Source organism: Mesorhizobium kowhaii, assembly GCF_042431665.1.
GTDB lineage: Bacteria > Pseudomonadota > Alphaproteobacteria > Rhizobiales > Rhizobiaceae > Mesorhizobium > Mesorhizobium kowhaii.
Map to the genome: position 1 here is coordinate 183,295 of NZ_JBHLYT010000030.1, position 15,709 is coordinate 199,003.

At 61.9% G+C, this 15,709-nt stretch carries 15 protein-coding genes, 1 tRNA gene and 1 pseudogene; 5 read left to right on the forward strand and 12 right to left on the reverse strand.

Annotation, left to right across the window (positions count from 1 at the left end; genetic code table 11):
- Positions 1-61: 61 nt before the first annotated feature.
- Positions 62-1,207, reverse strand: coding sequence for a porin (locus ACFFNA_RS18375; protein WP_378920476.1), 1,146 nt, complete (start codon positions 1,205-1,207; stop codon positions 62-64).
- 451 nt (positions 1,208-1,658) lie between these two features.
- Between ACFFNA_RS18375 and ACFFNA_RS18380 the strand changes: the two genes are divergently transcribed.
- Both ACFFNA_RS18380 and ACFFNA_RS18385 read left to right on the forward strand, forming a co-directional pair.
- A tRNA-Ser gene (locus ACFFNA_RS18380) sits at positions 1,659-1,751 on the forward strand.
- Positions 1,752-1,900: 149 nt separating this feature from the next.
- A complete protein-coding gene (locus ACFFNA_RS18385) occupies positions 1,901-3,073 on the forward strand; it encodes a porin (protein ID WP_378920478.1) in 1,173 nt (390 codons plus the stop codon).
- A gap of 113 nt (positions 3,074-3,186) precedes the next feature.
- On the opposite strand, the gene ACFFNA_RS18390 is transcribed toward ACFFNA_RS18385, so the two are convergent.
- The 4 genes and pseudogenes from ACFFNA_RS18390 to ACFFNA_RS18405 form a co-directional block, all read right to left on the reverse strand.
- On the reverse strand, positions 3,187-4,143 hold the full coding sequence (locus ACFFNA_RS18390; RefSeq protein WP_378920480.1) for a DUF2950 domain-containing protein: 957 nt from the start codon (positions 4,141-4,143) through the stop codon (positions 3,187-3,189).
- Between the two features lie 25 nt (positions 4,144-4,168).
- A complete protein-coding gene (locus tag ACFFNA_RS18395; RefSeq protein ID WP_378920482.1) occupies positions 4,169-4,966 on the reverse strand; it encodes a hypothetical protein in 798 nt (265 codons plus the stop codon).
- A 116-nt stretch (positions 4,967-5,082) separates the two neighbouring features.
- A pseudogene (locus tag ACFFNA_RS18400) lies at positions 5,083-5,435 on the reverse strand (cupin domain-containing protein).
- 90 nt (positions 5,436-5,525) lie between these two features.
- Positions 5,526-6,551, reverse strand: a complete 1,026-nt coding sequence (locus ACFFNA_RS18405) for a sugar-binding transcriptional regulator (protein WP_378920484.1) — start codon at positions 6,549-6,551, stop codon at positions 5,526-5,528.
- Between the two features lie 156 nt (positions 6,552-6,707).
- Between ACFFNA_RS18405 and ACFFNA_RS18410 the strand changes: the two genes are divergently transcribed.
- Positions 6,708-7,508, forward strand: coding sequence for a hypothetical protein (locus ACFFNA_RS18410; protein WP_378920486.1), 801 nt, complete (start codon positions 6,708-6,710; stop codon positions 7,506-7,508).
- A 15-nt stretch (positions 7,509-7,523) separates the two neighbouring features.
- On the opposite strand, the gene ptsP is transcribed toward ACFFNA_RS18410, so the two are convergent.
- The 5 genes from ptsP to ACFFNA_RS18435 are packed head-to-tail and all read right to left on the reverse strand — an operon-like array spanning position 7,524 to position 12,239.
- Entirely contained in the window at positions 7,524-9,503 is a 1,980-nt protein-coding gene (gene ptsP, locus ACFFNA_RS18415) for a phosphoenolpyruvate--protein phosphotransferase (protein ID WP_378920488.1), read from the reverse strand.
- Between the two features lie 55 nt (positions 9,504-9,558).
- Positions 9,559-9,939, reverse strand: a complete 381-nt coding sequence (locus ACFFNA_RS18420; RefSeq protein ID WP_378920490.1) for a PTS glucitol/sorbitol transporter subunit IIA — start codon at positions 9,937-9,939, stop codon at positions 9,559-9,561.
- Between the two features lie 26 nt (positions 9,940-9,965).
- Entirely contained in the window at positions 9,966-10,970 is a 1,005-nt protein-coding gene (srlE, locus tag ACFFNA_RS18425; protein WP_378920492.1) for a PTS glucitol/sorbitol transporter subunit IIB, read from the reverse strand.
- Positions 10,971-10,987: 17 nt separating this feature from the next.
- On the reverse strand, positions 10,988-11,749 hold the full coding sequence (gene srlA, locus ACFFNA_RS18430; protein ID WP_013892733.1) for a PTS glucitol/sorbitol transporter subunit IIC: 762 nt from the start codon (positions 11,747-11,749) through the stop codon (positions 10,988-10,990).
- A 52-nt stretch (positions 11,750-11,801) separates the two neighbouring features.
- Complete coding sequence (locus tag ACFFNA_RS18435; protein WP_111544531.1) at positions 11,802-12,239, reverse strand: transcriptional regulator GutM; 438 nt, start codon at positions 12,237-12,239, stop codon at positions 11,802-11,804.
- Positions 12,240-12,432: 193 nt separating this feature from the next.
- On the opposite strand from ACFFNA_RS18435, the gene ACFFNA_RS18440 reads away from it, so the two are divergent.
- Both ACFFNA_RS18440 and ACFFNA_RS18445 read left to right on the forward strand, forming a co-directional pair.
- A complete protein-coding gene (locus ACFFNA_RS18440) occupies positions 12,433-13,074 on the forward strand; it encodes a hypothetical protein (protein WP_111544353.1) in 642 nt (213 codons plus the stop codon).
- Positions 13,075-13,181: 107 nt separating this feature from the next.
- On the forward strand, positions 13,182-13,856 hold the full coding sequence (locus tag ACFFNA_RS18445) for an HAD family hydrolase (RefSeq protein WP_378920495.1): 675 nt from the start codon (positions 13,182-13,184) through the stop codon (positions 13,854-13,856).
- 4 nt (positions 13,857-13,860) lie between these two features.
- Here the strand turns inward: ACFFNA_RS18445 and ACFFNA_RS18450 are convergent, their stop codons facing one another.
- A complete protein-coding gene (locus ACFFNA_RS18450) occupies positions 13,861-15,060 on the reverse strand; it encodes a DUF930 domain-containing protein (RefSeq protein ID WP_378920497.1) in 1,200 nt (399 codons plus the stop codon).
- 160 nt (positions 15,061-15,220) lie between these two features.
- A partial coding sequence (locus tag ACFFNA_RS18455) for a 2-oxo acid dehydrogenase subunit E2 (RefSeq protein ID WP_378920499.1) occupies positions 15,221-15,709 on the reverse strand: 489 nt, incomplete at its 5' end.

The window sequence follows — 15,709 nt, forward strand, 5'->3', positions numbered from 1 at the left end:
AACAAAAACAGCCCGGGCGTTTGTGCGCCCGGGCTGGATTTCACCTGTGTAGAACCAACCCTTAGAACGAGCGCTGGAAGCGGAGGAGACCGCCGACGCTGCTCTTCTTGTCGGCAACGGTCCAGTTGGAGAAGTCGGCGTCGTCGAACTTGCCTGCATTGAGGTAGTCGACTTCGGCCGTGATCGTCATGCCGGGAACGATGTCGTAGGCGATGTTCGCGGCGACGCCGAGATTCTTCCAATCGTCATACGAGATCTGAGCGTTGAACGAGGTCTTCTCGTTGAACTTGTAGGTGCCACCGCCCCACACTGCCCAGTTGCCGCCCCACTGCTTGAAGTAGCCGCGGCCACCAGCAGGGAAATTCAAGGTCGGGTCGGAGAGGTTGTCATCGGTGCCGTAGCCGCCCATGACCCACAGCTGCACAGCGTCAGACACGTTCACATCCAAGCGGACCTTGCCGGCGACTTCTTCGTAGTTGCTGTCATAAGCGATGACGCCGGTGATCGCGCCCCAGCCCTGCGTGTACTTCACGCCGCCGACGACATTCGGAACATAGCTGTCGATCGTGTTCACGCCCTCGCCTTCTTCGAGTGAGACAACAGCCGAGAAGCCATTGCCGGCATCGAAGTAGTACTGGATGACGTTGGTGTCGAAATCACCATAGGGAACCAGCGTATCCTGGATGACGTTGCCGGCATAGCCGATGAACGTATCGAAGGCCGACTCGTCCTTACCGACGCGGAGACCACCGAGCTGGATCCAGGCGAAGTTCAGCGAGGCGCCCGAATTTTCAGCTTCATTGATGTCAGGGCTCGTATCGGCATTGTGGTTCTGGAAATTGAAGCGGGTCTCGGTGTAGGTCTTCAAGGTGCCGAGTTCGGTTTCCTGGCCGGTCCAGGTCTTCAGCGTGAAGCGGGCTTTCTTGCGCCAGGTGTCGTTGCTCTCACCGACATCCATATGATCCGCGCTTCTCGCGCCATCGAACGAGCCGACGTCGCCGCCGCTGATGTCATAACGGACATAGCCGCCGATGCGCAGGCAGGTTTCGGTGCCGGGGATGTAGAAGTAGCCAGCGCCGTAGACGTCGCAAATCTTGACGTATTCAGCGGGTTCCGGCTCGGCGACGACGACGGCGTCGGCGGCGCGCGCACCGGAAACTGCGAGCAGAGCCGCAGCGGAGCCGAGAAGAAGGCTCTTGATGTTCATTTTCTGACCTCCAGTCAAAAGTTAAAAAACGGGTCTGGGTATTCTTTGCTGAAGGACAGCGTTCCCTGCCCCATCCCCACTACCGAAAAAGATGCGCACCGCGCCGCTCCTTCAAACTCGACATTACCCATGAGGCGGCGGCGTTCAACCACGATCGTACCGGGCAGGTCTCTATCGGCGTGCTATCCCTGGCCTGTGTTGCAGAAACGTCACGATTTGGCCCCAGTTGGAAAGCTCTCGTTAATCTTTGGACCCCTTGCAACCCCTTGCAATCCGGCCGAATCCGGCAATTGGCCGCCGGAATTGCGGCCGAGCTCCCGAGTCGCGAGCCAGGGAATTGCCACGGAGCCGCCACATAAGGAAGGGGTGCTTCGGCAGAAGCCGGCTTCCTCAGAGATAATGCCGCCGGCTTGTTGATTGTGCGGCGCTTTTCTTTATCCCGCAGCGCAACGGAGAGGTGGCCGAGTGGTCAAGAGGCGCTCCCCTGCTAAGGGAGTAGAGGTCAAAAGCTTCTGGTGGGTTCGAATCCCATCCCTCTCCGCCATCCTGCTTCGCGCTGCGCGCCTCGCCTTCAATTTTCTCCAGCATTAACAGATGGATGGCCGGGATGTTGGCCATTGCAGCCGCGCCTCACGGCCGCGAAAACCGCGGAGACGGCCACTGTTTTGTTCGATTCTGACTGGAGGTCAGAAAATGAACATCAAGAGCCTTCTCCTCGGCTCCGCTGCGGCTCTGCTCGCAGTTTCCGGTGCGCGCGCCGCCGACGCCGTCGTCGTCGCCGAGCCGGAACCCGCTGAATACGTCAAGATCTGCGACGTCTACGGCGCTGGCTATTTCTACATCCCCGGCACCGAGACCTGCCTGCGCATCGGCGGCTATGTCCGTTATGACATCGGCGCTGGCGACGTCGGCTCGTTCGATGGTGCTCGTAGCAACGACGTGCAGGACGGCAAGAACCAAGAAACCTGGTACAAAAACACCCGCTTCACGCTGAAGACCTGGACCGGCCAGGAAACCGAACTCGGCACCTTGAAGACCTACACCGAGACCCGCTTCAACTTCGGCAACTCCAACGCCGATCCTGACTTTGGCTCGAACTCCGCACACAACAAGGACGTCTCGCTGAACTTCGCCTGGATCCAGCTCGGTGGCCTGCGCGTCGGTAAGGACGAATCGGCCTTCGATACGTTCATCGGCTACGCCGGCAACGTCATCCAGGATACGCTGGTTCCCTACGGCGATTTCGACACCAACGTCGTCCAGTACTATTTCGACGCAGGCAACGGCTTCTCGGCGGTGGTCTCTCTTGAAGAAGGCTCGGGCGCCGGCGTTGATGGCCAATACGGCGTCGGTACGATCGACAGCTATGTTCCGCATGTTGTCGGCGGCGTGAAGTGGACGCAGGGCTGGGGCGCCATCAGCGGTGTCGTTGCCTATGACAGCAACTATGAAGAAGTGGCAGGCAAGGTTCGCCTGGATGTGAACGTTTCCAACGAACTGTCGCTGTTCATCATGGGTGGCTACGGCACCGACGACAATTACAACGACGCAACCTACGATCAGCCTGCGGGCGGTCGCGGCTTCTACAAGCAGTGGGGCGGCAACTGGGCAGTGTGGGGCGGCGGCACCTACAAGTTCAACGAGAAGACCTCGTTCAACGCTCAGGTGTCTGCTGACGACTGGAAGAACGTCGGCGTTGCAGCTAACGTTGCCTACGACATCGTTCCCGGCTTCACCGTCACGGCCGAAGTCGACTACCTCCATGCGGGCAAGTTCGGCGAAGCCGGCACGGAAAACTTTGCCTGGACCCCGGCCGACAAGAAGAACAGCGTCGGCGGCCTCCTCCGCTTCCAGCGCTCGTTCTAACAGGCCCTACCTGACTGAAGTCGAACCCGGCGGGCAACCCGCCGGGTTCTTTCGTTACCGGAACGGCTCGCTGGTTCGATTTCCAGTGCTAAGCAAGCGGTTTCAAATTGAAGCTAGTCACCGGTCACCTGCCATTTGTCATCGGGATTGAACAGCTTTATCCCTCCGGCCACAGCCTCCGTTTTCGGGCCCAGGTCGGCCTCGTAGACAATGCCTTGCTGATTGACCACAAAGGTTTTGACGCCCGTCTCGGCATATTTCACAGGCCAGGCCAGAAGCGCGAAACCAGCGATCATGTTGCCGTTGATGATGTAGTTGTAGGCGCCACCGGCGATATTTTTGCCTTGGCCCGTCAGGATACGGAAGCGATAGCCAAAATAGCCATTGCCTTTCTTTGCCTTGTCGAGAGCCGCCTGGTTGATGAAATCGCCTGCCGGACTAACGCCATTGGTCTCGTCGGATGGCCAATATAGTCCGTCGGCCCGGCCCTCGCTGCTGACCAACTTCTGGGCGTATTCCAGCACGCCATCGCCATCGTGGTCTTCGGCAGCGTAATCACGCTGAGCGTCCACGTAGGAGCGGACCGTTTCGATCGCCGCGATCTCATTTTCGCCGACGCGCCGGTTGATGATCTCTTCGATGCCAGCCTGGGTGTCGAAGGCCCATTTGCCGTTTTTACCCTTCGTGATCGGGAATGGCAGCGTCCACAGCTTGTCGCCAATATTGAGTTCCTTGCGGTCGCCAAGGTCGCGCACGATCACCGTCTTCGCAGCGCCTTGCCGGATCTGCGCGTAGGTATCCATCACGCCTTCGCTTGTCCGCAGCTTCGCGGCATCCAGCCCAAGCAATGCCGCCAGTCCATCGAAATCGTCCTTCGCCGGGACCGATTTAAACGCTTCCACCGCCGCCGAAGGATCATCGAAGAGCGGCGGACCTTTTTTGGCCACGTAGTCCGAGAGGCTGTGCACCTCCTGCGCGCCGGCAAAATTTGCGGAACCCGCGCCAATGCCCAAGATCATTCCGGCACCGAGCAGCGAACGTAGAACAACACTCCGGACGCACGTTTTCATGTCGGTTTTCCTCTCGCCAAACTTATTAACGCCTGTGCCTGCCACCGCCGCGCCCGCCACCGCCCTGCCTGCCACCGCCCTGCCTGATCATTTTGTTGCCGCCGCCGCCACCGCTGCGAATTCCGCCTCCCATGCTCCTCGCACCGCGGTTGGATGCAATCTGCTGACGTTTTCCGGAGCTGACGTTGCCAAGACCCGAAGGATTTCTCGGTCTGTTGTCCACTCTCGCTGCGGGCCTGGGCTTGCCGACCGGGCGATTGATTTTCCCTGACGCTTTTACGGCAGAGCGGTCATTCTTTCGCGCCGAGCCAATCGGATTGTTGTTGGTTGGCTTTTTGAAATCCGGCCTCGACGCCGGGGGCCGGTTTTTCAAACCCTCTCTGATTTCGCGTTGGCGGACGTCCTTTACCTGGCCGGACTTTCCGGCAAGCGCGTTCACCCGGCCATTTCTCAGATCGGACGCCTTGTTGCGCATATTGTTGCGATCGTCGGACTTGATCCGGTTGCTGATCTTCGTTCTGTCGATGTTGGCGAATTGGTTCTTGTCGAAATTCATTTTCGAACGGTCGACGTTTTTCCAGTCGACGTCGTTGAAATTGACCTTGCCGTTTATGTTGTTGAAGCAATTGTTGCAGTCGATATCGATATCGTTGCCGTTCCAGCGCCCTCCCCACACACCACCACCATTCCAGTCCACCGCCGCTGCCCAGACGGCGCCAGTCACGAAGGCCGCGAAATAGGGCGCAGTGGGATAGTAATAACTTGGGTAGGGGTCTGGATAATAGGAGATCGGAGCAACCGGATAGTCGGTGGCATAGAGCATTTGCGGCTCATATCGTGGAACATAGATCGTTTCCGCGCCAAGGCATGCCTGTCATTGCCCGCACTGGACATCTGCCATAGGCGTTGACCATCAACGGCCTATGCGAACAGGCCGCCTCAGCCAACCCTGACGACAAAATGCTTCGTCACCGGCTCGATGATCTTCCACGTTCCCTTGAAATCGGCTTCCACCACGAAGGCATCGCCGGGGCCTACCTCGACCGGTGCGCCGCCGTCGGGGGTGATGATGATGCGGCCGGCGATCATGTGCACGAACTCGTAGTCGGTGTAGGTCGCATGATAGGTGCCGGGCGTCGCCTGCCATGTGCCCGACATCACCTGCCGTCTTCAGTCGTGTGCTGGACGGCGGTTTTCATGGTCGGCTTGCCCTCGACCACGACCCAGCCGGCCAGATCGCCGGCTTCCGCGTTTTCGACGGCGCCGAATTTGAGGATCGTCTTGTCGGTCATATCAGGGGCTCCGTTTGATTGGTCGTTCAGGCGTCAGGTGCCTGGACGGTCAGATAGCCGATGGCCCTGGTCCGGGCAACCGGCGCGGCCTCATGGCGAGCCTTGCGCCGCGTGCACCTCGAGCATGCGCCGCGCGCTTTCCTCGTCGGTGATCAGGATCGTCGGCGCGATCAGGTTCATGGCGCCGAGCAGCGCCTCGGTCTTCTCCGCACCGCCGGAGGTGAGGATGCGGATCGGCGCCTTGCGCAGACGGTCGACATCCACCGACATCACGTGGCTGTTGACGGGATGGTCGACCAGATCGCCATTGCGGTCGAAGAAATGGAACAGAAGGTCGCCAACGGCGCCACGCGCAAGCAGGGCCTCCCGATCCGCTTCCTTGAGAAAGCCGCCGCGAGAGAAGGTGGTGGCCGAGGCGATGCCGCCGACGCTCAGCAGAACGGCATCGAGCACGTTGGCCATTTCAAAAACCTCCTGCAGGCCGCAGCGCTCGACCAGCGCGATCTTGGTCTCGACGCTGTCGACGACGGCCGGCGTCGGGATCAGATAGCCGTCGCCCTGGAAGATTTGGGCGAAGCGCCAGGCGAACTCGGCCGGGTTGAATCGACGCACGACGCCGACACCGCCAAGCAGCGAAATGACCTTGAAGTCGGTGAGCGACTTGGCGCTGATGAAGGGCAGGCTTGAGAACAGCGTCCGACCCCAGCCAACGCCGACGCGCATGCCGGACTTCATCGTGTCGGACAGGAAGCTGCCGGTCTTGGCGCTGATCGCCGGTATCGGGTCGGCATTGGGGGCGCTAAGCGGCGCCACCAGCGCCTGCTGCAAGCCGAAGGTCCTTTCCAGCGCGCGCTCCAGCCGCACGATTTCCGACAATTCGCTCTCGATGCTGATCTTCACCTCGTTGCGCGAGCGGGCGTCCGCCAGCATGCGCACGATGGTGACGCGCCCGACGCCAAGCACGTCAGCGATCTCGTTCTGCGTCATCTGCTCGACGAAATACATCCAGGCGGCACGAATCCTGAGGCGATCCGTCCGGCTTTCGCTAGCGACCTGCTCGGTTGTCTCAGCTGCCGCCCGCCCGTTTTTGGTTTCGCCCTGTCGTCGCCTGCCCAATCTATCTCTCCCCCACGGCGATGGACGAGCGCGCTGTCGCCGATTCTGCATGCTGGTCTAGTATCGCCTATTGATCTACCAATCGATAGGAACAATGTAGAGGTGGCGGCTGGCCCCGGCTGGAGGCCATCCGCGGCAATTTCGAGGCGATTGGCAATGCTCCGACAAATCTCCGAAGATGTCCGCGTCAATCTGAAAGACCGGTTGCGGGAAGTCCGCGACATCATCCGGCAGAGCCGCCATGACGGCAGCGGCGACGCCAGTGTCGTGCGCGAAGCAACCAGCCATCTGCCGCCGTTTCCGGGCAAGGGCATCGAAGATCTGCTCAGCCATGCCGCAAGTGCCTTCGACGAAGCACTGTCGATCGCCGAATCCTTTGTCCCGCATGAGCGCCCGATCAAGGTGGACGGCACGACTGTAAAAGGCCTCGGCACCTATTTCCCGGCCGGAAACGAGGATCGCCAGTTGAGCGCGGAGCGCCTGTTCCGCCGCGACATGTATTATCTGACCAAGGCGGTGCTCGCCGGCCTGAAGATCGACAATGCCCGCATCCATGAAGCCGATTTCGCCGCCGTCCATGCCACGATGCGCAAGCGGCATGGCGATCTGCTGGCCGCTTTGGTCGCGCCTGGCGCGGGACTGGAGGCGATCGCGGCCACCTGTTCGGCGCTGCTGGTCGAGTGTCTCAACCAGAGTCCCGTCCACTTTGCCGAAACCGCGCCGGAAACGCCGGCGATCGGTGACCGAGCGCTCGACGTCAACTGCCTGGCGCCGCTCGTTCTGGCCTGCGGCCTGGCGACTGCCGGCAGGGATGGTTTGCCGGAGCCGGATATGCTGGAGATCGCGATCCTGGCGGCCGATATCCGTCATGATCGCATTGTTCAGGCCTGCGCCAAGGCGAGCCCGATCGATGAACTGACACCCGTCTTCGCCACCTTGCTTGCCCATTTGCCGTAGCTACTCAGAACTCAGCTAGGCGGCACTTTCTCCCGCCATGGCCATGATCGTCTTCTTGGCACGCTGGATCGAGGCAGGGCTCATGCTGAACTCGGTCAGCCCCATCTTGACGAACGTTGCAATGAGATCGGGACGGCCGGCCGCCTCACCGCACATGCCTACCATGATGCCGGCGGCGACGCCGGCTTTTGCCGTCATTTCGATCGCCGACATGACGGCCGGGTTGGTGACATCGTTGAGCTTCGCCACGGTCGGGTTGAGCCGGTCGGCAGCCATGATGTACTGGGTCAGGTCATTGGTGCCGATCGAGAAGAAAGCCACTTCCTTGGCCAGCGCCGGGGCAATCAGCACGGCGGCCGGGGTCTCGATCATCACGCCGAGATCGAACGCCGCATGCGGCACGCCGTCGGCTTTCAGCTCGGCCGCGCACTCCGCCACCAGCACGCGCGTCCGCCTGACCTCGCCGATGTCGGCCACCATCGGCAGCATCACCTTGATGTTGCCGTGTACGGCCGCCCGCAGCAGCGCCCTGAGCTGGCGCTTGAAGATATCGGGCCGGTCGAGGCACATGCGGATGCCGCGCCAGCCGAGAAAGGGGTTTTCCTCATCGGGAAATTCGATGCCGGCGATCGGCTTGTCGCCGCCGATGTCGAGCGTGCGCACGATGACCGGGTACGGCGCAAAGGCCTTGGCCAGCGCCGCATAGGTCTCCGCCTGCATGTCTTCCGAGGGAAGGTGCATATGGCGCATGAACAGCAGCTCGGTGCGGAACAGGCCGACGCCCATCGCACCGGCCTCCTGCGCCGCCTCGATCTCCTCCAGCGAGCCGATATTGGCCGCGACCTCGATCACCTTGCCATTGGCGAGCTTCGGCGTCACCGTCTTGAAGACGGTCAACCCGGCGCGCTCCTTTGCCGCCGCCTCGACGCGGCCGGCGAATTCGGCGCGGGTCGCCGCATCGGGGTCGATGATCACACGGCCGCTGTTGCCGTCGAGTGCCACTTCGCGCGCCGTACGCAAGGCATTGATCTGGTCGCCGAGGCCGAGCACCGCCGGAATGCCGTGCGAGCGGGCGATGATGGCGATGTGCGAGGTGGCGCCGCCATGGCCGCACACCACCCCGCCGAAGCGCTTCAGCGGCGCGCGCGCCAGGTCCCAGGCGCCGATGTCGTCGGCGATGAGGACAGCGCCTTCGGGGATGGTTTCGAGGCTGACGTCGTCCTGCCCGAGCAGCACCAGACAGATCTGCCGCCCGACCGCGTGGACGTCGTCCGCCCGCGCGTTGAGATAATGATCATCGACCGCGCTGAAATCGGCGGCGATGGTGGAGGCGGCGGTGATGACGGCTGAAACCGCGTCGTTGCCGCCCTTGATCAGGCCCTCGGCCTCACCGGTCAGGCTGTCGTCGGCAGCAATGTCCCTGAGTGCGGCGATGATGCCGCGGTCTCCAGCCGACAAGGTGTCCTGCGCCAGCGCCCGGTCCATGCGCGCCTGGACGGCGCTGACGGCGGCGTGGAACCTGTCGATCTCGCCGGCGATCTCCTGCGCCTGCAACATGCGGCCTTGTCCGGCGATATCAGGCGGAAAATGCGCGAAGGCCGGCCCGATGGCGACACCTTCACTTGCGGCCACGCCGCGCAAGCCGGTGGTTGCGCCCGAAACCGCCGGCACAGAGTCCGGCGCGGCGGCGGCCTCCTGGCCCGTATTGCCGGCCGGCTGCGAATCCTCATCGTCAAGGCCGGCCTTGGGATTTTCGAGATAGCCGATCAGCGCCTCGAGGGCCTCGATGGCGTCGGCGCCATTCGCCCGCACGGTGACTTCCTGGTTTTCCTTGACCGCCAGCAGCATCAGCTTGACCGAGCTCTTGGCGCTGACCGCCTTGCCGTCCTTGACCAGTTCGACGTCGGATTCGAAGCCCTTGGCGAGCTTGACGAACCGCGTCGCGGGTCGGGCGTGCAAACCTTCGTGCACTCTGACAATGGTCGAGCGTTCCATGGCAGTACTCTGGTCCTGGGCGCCACCGCCAACCTAGGCTGCGGCGCGAATGCTGTCAGGCGGCGATGGTGATGATCGCGCCGGTCTTGAGCGCAGCCACGAGCGCATCCGTATCGACCTGCGAGGCGCAGATCTCGCCCGGCCTCTCGGCCTCGGTGGCGCCGTTGAACGAGATGACGACATGGCCCATTTCGAGCACCTTGCTCCAGGCGCTGGAACCGACCGCGGTTATGGTCGCGGCAACCGGACCTAGCGTGATCGACGCGCCCTTTTGAGGCGCGCCGTCGCTGGGTCCGTGCTCCGTCTTGTGGAGCACGGAAACCTCGGCAAGCTCCGGCGGCGAGCCATCCGCAAACAGGATGACCACGCCCCCTTCGGCAAGGTCCGCCACTTCGGGCCCGATGGCAGTGACCCGTGTTCTCAACAGAACTGTCATATGGCGAACCTCATTTCGTTTTTTCCTTAGAACACGATCAGGCTGACGATCCAGGCGATCAGCACCGAGACCGGACCCATGATCTGGCGGCTGATGAGCACCGCCGGAACACCGATTTCGATCGTCTTCGGCTTGGCCTCACCGAGCGCCAGTCCGACAGGAACGAAGTCGCAGCCCACCTGGGTATTGTAGGCAAACAGCGCCGGCAGTGCCATTGCCGGCGAAATCGTGCCGTTGGCGATCTGCGGACCGATGATGGCAACGCCGATGACCTGTGCGATGACCGCGCCTGGCCCGAGGATGGGCGACAGGAACGGCAGGCCGCAGATTGCCGAGATGATCAGCAGGCCGACGATGTTGTTGGCCAGCGGACCCATCGGCCGCGCCAGCACATCGCCGATGCCGGTGTAGAGGATCAGACCGATGAGCATGGTCACGAAGGCCATGAACGGCAGCACGTTGCGGACGACTTGATCGATCGTGCGGCGGCCGGCATTGAAGAAGATTCCGACGACACGGCCCATGACGCGGCCGATCGAGCTGATCAGACCGATCACGCCGCCCTCGCTCGGCAGCGGCTGCGGCGCCGCAGCCGCGTTGTTATTGCTTGAGCTCATCGATGCTGCTCCCCCGGCAGTGGTGACCGCTTCGGATCCGTCCGCCATTGTGATGTTGGCCGGCTTCACGCCCGAAACGTAGATGTCCTCGGTGATGAACTGGGCAAGCGGCCCAGACTGGCCGACCGGCGTCAGATTGACGGTCGGGATGCGCTTGCGCGGATAGACGCCGCATCGCGCGGTGCCACCGCAATCGACGACGACCACCGCCATCTCGCTTTCGATCGGCGGTGCCTTGAAGCCGTCGACGGCTTCGCCGCCGGTCATATCGGCGATAAGCTGTGCCACCGGATGAATGCCACCTCCGGTGACGGAAACAACCTTGCTGCGCTGTTCGGTTGGCTCGATCACGAGCGGACCGCCCCAACCGGTTTTGCCCCGGGAGATGTGTACGGATTTGTATGTCTTGGCCATGATGTCCCTCCCCGCCCTTACAGCTCGACGCCCTGGCGGCGTGCCATGATGGCGGTGATGCGTTCGGTCAGCATGCCCTTGAGCAGGATGACGACGAGACCGACGATGGCGTACCAGATCGCCACCTTGACGTGATAACCGGCGACGACGGCGCCCTTCTTTTCCAGTTCCAGCAGCGCGACGAGAATGCCGCCCCAGACGAAATATTCGCCGGGATTGATGTGCGGGAACAGGCCGAGCGGCGGGTGCACATAGGACACGGCCGCGTCATAGAAGGCGGGCTTGTGCTTTTCTTCCAGGAACGATCCGAACGTATAGGCCATCGGATTGGTGAGGAAGAACACCGCCAGCAGCGGCAGCAGCGTGTAGCGGGTCAGCGCGATCCTGCCGGCGCCGCGCGCCAGCCCATGCACGCGCTCTTCGCCGACCAGTTCGGTGACGGCGTAGAAGGCCGTCATCAGCACCACCAGCGTCGGAATGATGCCGGTGACGAAGCCGGCGAACACCTCGCCGCCCTTCTGGAAGATACCGATGAAGTATTTGCCGATGGCGGTCAGCCAGCCGAGCTGCTCTTCCTGCTGGACTTCCTTCAGCTTTTCCTTGAACTGATCGACGGTGATCGGTCCGCTGTCCGCCTGTGCGAGGACAACGAGATGGTCGGAGGCATGCTCGACGGCGAGCTTGCCATGCAATGCGGCATCCGAGACCATGGCACCTGCGACATGCAGATTGTGCACGGCCATGTCGGCATGCTGCGCCAACAACGAAAATACAGACATTTCTCCTCCTTATGCCGCCCGCCGGTTGATCCCAGTCGGTGCGCGGCGTCCTCTAGGCCCTTGCTATGTTCAAACCGGACAGACCCGGCTTCTTCCCCGGCTCCGACCGTGTTTTGTCGATCAGTTCGATCGCCCGCTTCACGGCCTCGGCCACACCGGGTTCCCCCTCCCCCATGATTGCAGGGTTGGACCGGAGTCGATCGAGGGGAACACCCTCGAACTCTTCATGTCTCTTGAACTTGGTGAACACGGAACGGCCGCTCATCACCATCAGGCGGCGCACGACCAGGTCAGGCGTCACCACGACGAGTGCGATGGTGCCCTTGGCCAATCGACCGCGAAAATTGCCAGCTCCGACGAAGCCATCCTTGTACTGGTCGGTGACGCCCCTGAAGACATCCGAATAGTGCCGCATCTGCAGCCAGACGCCGAGCGACTGCAGCGCCCACACAATAACCAGCAGAAGCAGCCCCCACTGCCAAATCGCCATTCGGTTCTCCTCCCGAAGCCTGTGTTGAACCGCACCTTGGACCGACGCGTGACAACAGCAAAGTGAGAACATTTGTTTCCGCGAATGTCAATATGTATGATATTGGCCTTGGCTACGATCATCCACAGGCCGTCAACCGATTTCGGTGGCGGCGCCGTTGTGCTAGCCTGACCGGGAACAGGAAACGAGAAACATGGATCTGCCCTTCAGGGACGAACTGGCGCTGATGCCCGACCTTCGCCACCGGTTGCGGCAGTTGCGCTGGTTCCGCGCCACCTTCCGCGGCAGCGCCAAGGTGGTCTCGGACACGTTCGGCGTGCGCTTTGAAATCGACGAAGCCAAGCTCACCAGGGCCTTTCTCGACTGGGTCGAGATCATGGAGGCGCAGAAAGGCTTCGCCGCGGTCGACCGCGCCGACTTCATCGTCTTTGCCGCCGGCCTCGTTTTGCGCGAACTGATCAGGCAGGCGCCGGCAAGGGAAATCTCTGGCCTCAACCAGTTGATTGAGACGGATTCGAATGCCGGCACGCTGGAAATCATCCGCTTCTGGCCGGAAGGATTCCTCTACACCAACTACTGCGTCTCCGTGATCTCGGCGATCCACGAGCAGGAATTCGGCACCGCGCCAGGCATCGACAAATGCGCCGACGACCTGCGCACATGGTGGTCCTATCGCGAGAACGTGACCGAGATGCCGGCCTACGCAGTGGCTTTCCTTGACCGCTTCCTCGGCGCTGAGCCGAACTGGATCACGCCCGATCGCGCGCAGTCCCGGCAAGCCATGCAACGGGCGCTCGGATCCTCGCGTGCCAGCGATGCTATCCGCCGGCTTTGATTGTCCGCCGGTTTCGCGCTCCCTGGCGATGCGGCTGTCAAAGCACGCACTTGAACATTTGACTTTTTGCCGATAGCGATGTGCGAAATCGACTGGGAGAAAAGCGCGTGGCGCGATCAAGGCCTATCATTTTCGATTGCGACGGCGTTCTTGTCGACAGCGAACCTCTGGCCGCCCGCGCCTATGAACGCGTCTATGACAAGCATGGTATGCCTGGCGTCAACACCGGCATCATCGCCCAGTGCATCGGCATGAAGCAGTCCGATATCATCGCCAAGATCGGAGATTTGACCGGCCACCAGTTTCCGGCGACGGCCGACGGCGACATCTGGGCCGAGACCAAGGTCCTGTTTTCGCAGGAGTTGAAGCCGACCCTCGGGATCACCGCATTTCTGGCGACGCTCGTGGGCGACCGCTGCGTGGCCTCGTCATCCTCCGTCGAGCGCATAAACCACAGCCTGGCCGTCACCGGACTGGCGCGGTTTTTCGGCGATGCGATCTACAGCTCCTCGATGGTCAAGAACGGCAAGCCGGCTCCGGACATCTTCCTGTTCGCCGCCGACAAGATGGACTCCAACCCCGCCGATTGCATCGTCATCGAGGATTCACCCTTCGGCATCCAGGGCGCGGTTGCCGCCGGCATGACGGCGATCGGCTACACCGGCGGTGGCCATACCTATGCCGAGCACAGCGCGCGGCTGACAGCGGCCGGTGCCGATTTCGTCTGCGCTGACTGGCATGACGTGAGCCGGCAATTGTCCAGGCTCGGTGTCCCCGCCTAGTTTATCAGCGAAGTCCAAAGCGAGCCGCTTCTTCGGGCGAAATCACAGTCCCGACACGGTAGGCGAAGGACGAGACCCTCGTCGCATCGGTGTCGACCTCGCACCGGAAGCTCAGATGGTACCATCCTGTCGTTGTGCGGAATGCGACATCCGGGGCGTCAAGGACATTGCCCGCCTTCAGCGGATCATTTGGGAGGAGGACCGGAAAATAAGAGGCGTCCAGCAATTGCTGCTCCAGCACGCTGGCGCAAAGTTTGGCAGCACGCCGACCACGAGACACGCCGGCCATCGAGGTCGTGGCCAGCGCATTGCCGGTAGCGCTCCGCGAGTTGAGCCTGCGAACACCCGGAAGGCTCGAATAGCCGCGTGATGCGGCAACGGCAGCGTCCTGGGAATTCGGCCGCCCGGCGCTCCCGCTTCGGGACTTCGAGACCTTTGAAGGGCTGGCCTTCGACGCATTTGTGGGTTTGGGCTTCGGCGTTTCGGCCGACATGGGAAGCTCGATCTCACCCTCGCCGCCGGCGGCAGCCAACGGCGTTGGTGACGCTTCTGTTTGCTTTTCGGCGTCTCGCGCTCCTGCCTCTTGTTTGTCTGCCTGCTGTTTGTCCGTTTGCGGTTTATCAGGGCCCTGCGTCGAAGTTGCCTGCTTCTCTTGTGCGGGCTCGGCGTCCTTCGTCGCGGTTACTGGTTTCTCGGCGGCCTTGGTTGAAGCTGGCGGCTGATCGGAATCTGCCGGCGCTGCAGGTTGGTTTTCTGCAGGCTTCGGCACGACAGGCGGCTTCGAATCGTCATCCTTGGCTGGCGACGGCGAGTTGTCTTGAGCGCTGGCCCCATCCAGGGATTTCCTGGGGCCTGTATCCTTGTCGCCGAACTGAAAAACAGGCTTCAGGACCTCGATTGGCGAGGGCTTGCGTGGCTGTTTTTCCGGTGGTTGCGGCTTTTCGACATTCTGCTCGGGCGGTTTTTCAACCTTCGGTTCCGGTGGCTTTTCGGCTTTGGGATCCTTTGGGGGCGGCGCAGGAGCAGGCTTCGGTTGATCGGGCGGAGGCACGAGCGCGACATTTACCGCTTGCTCCTGCTGCGGTTGTTGGGGAGGCCTCGGCACGTTGTAGACCACGAGCGCGGCGATGAGCGCATGCAGGATCAGCGATGCGGGCAAGCCCCACAGCAAATTCCGACGCCGTTCTCGTGCCTCGTCCTTCATCCTGACCGATGTGGAATGAAATAGCGGCGGCTTCAAGCACAGGCACTGGATTGGCGCAATTTAGCCGCTGGAATGCCCCAGCATCGGCGAAGGGCTTGCACCTGACAAGTCGTTTCTGATTGTGAGCCGGCTTCGCACGTCGGCATCACCTCGCCAAATACTAGACCAGCATGCCCATCGGGTTCTCGATCAGCCGTTTGAAGGCGACCAGCAATTCGGCACCCAGCGCACCGTCGACGGCGCGATGGTCGGTCGACAGCGTCACCGACATCACGGTGGCTATTGTGATCTCGCCGTTCTTGACCACCGCCCGCTCCTCGCCGGCGCCGACGGCAAGGATCGTCGCATGCGGCGGGTTGATGACGGCGGCAAAGTCCTTGATGCCGAACATGCCGAGGTTGGACACCGCCGTGGTGCCGCCCTGATACTCTTCCGGCTTCAGCTTGCGGCTGCGGGCGCGGCTGGCCAGGTCCTTCATCTCGTTGGAGATGGTGGACAGCGTCTTTTCGTCCGCCTTGCGGATGATCGGCGTGATCAGGCCACCTGGGATCGACACCGCAACGCCGACATCGGCATGCTTGTGCTTGACCATGGCGCTTTCGGTCCATGACGCATTGGCATCCGGCACCGCCTTCAGCGCCATGGCCAT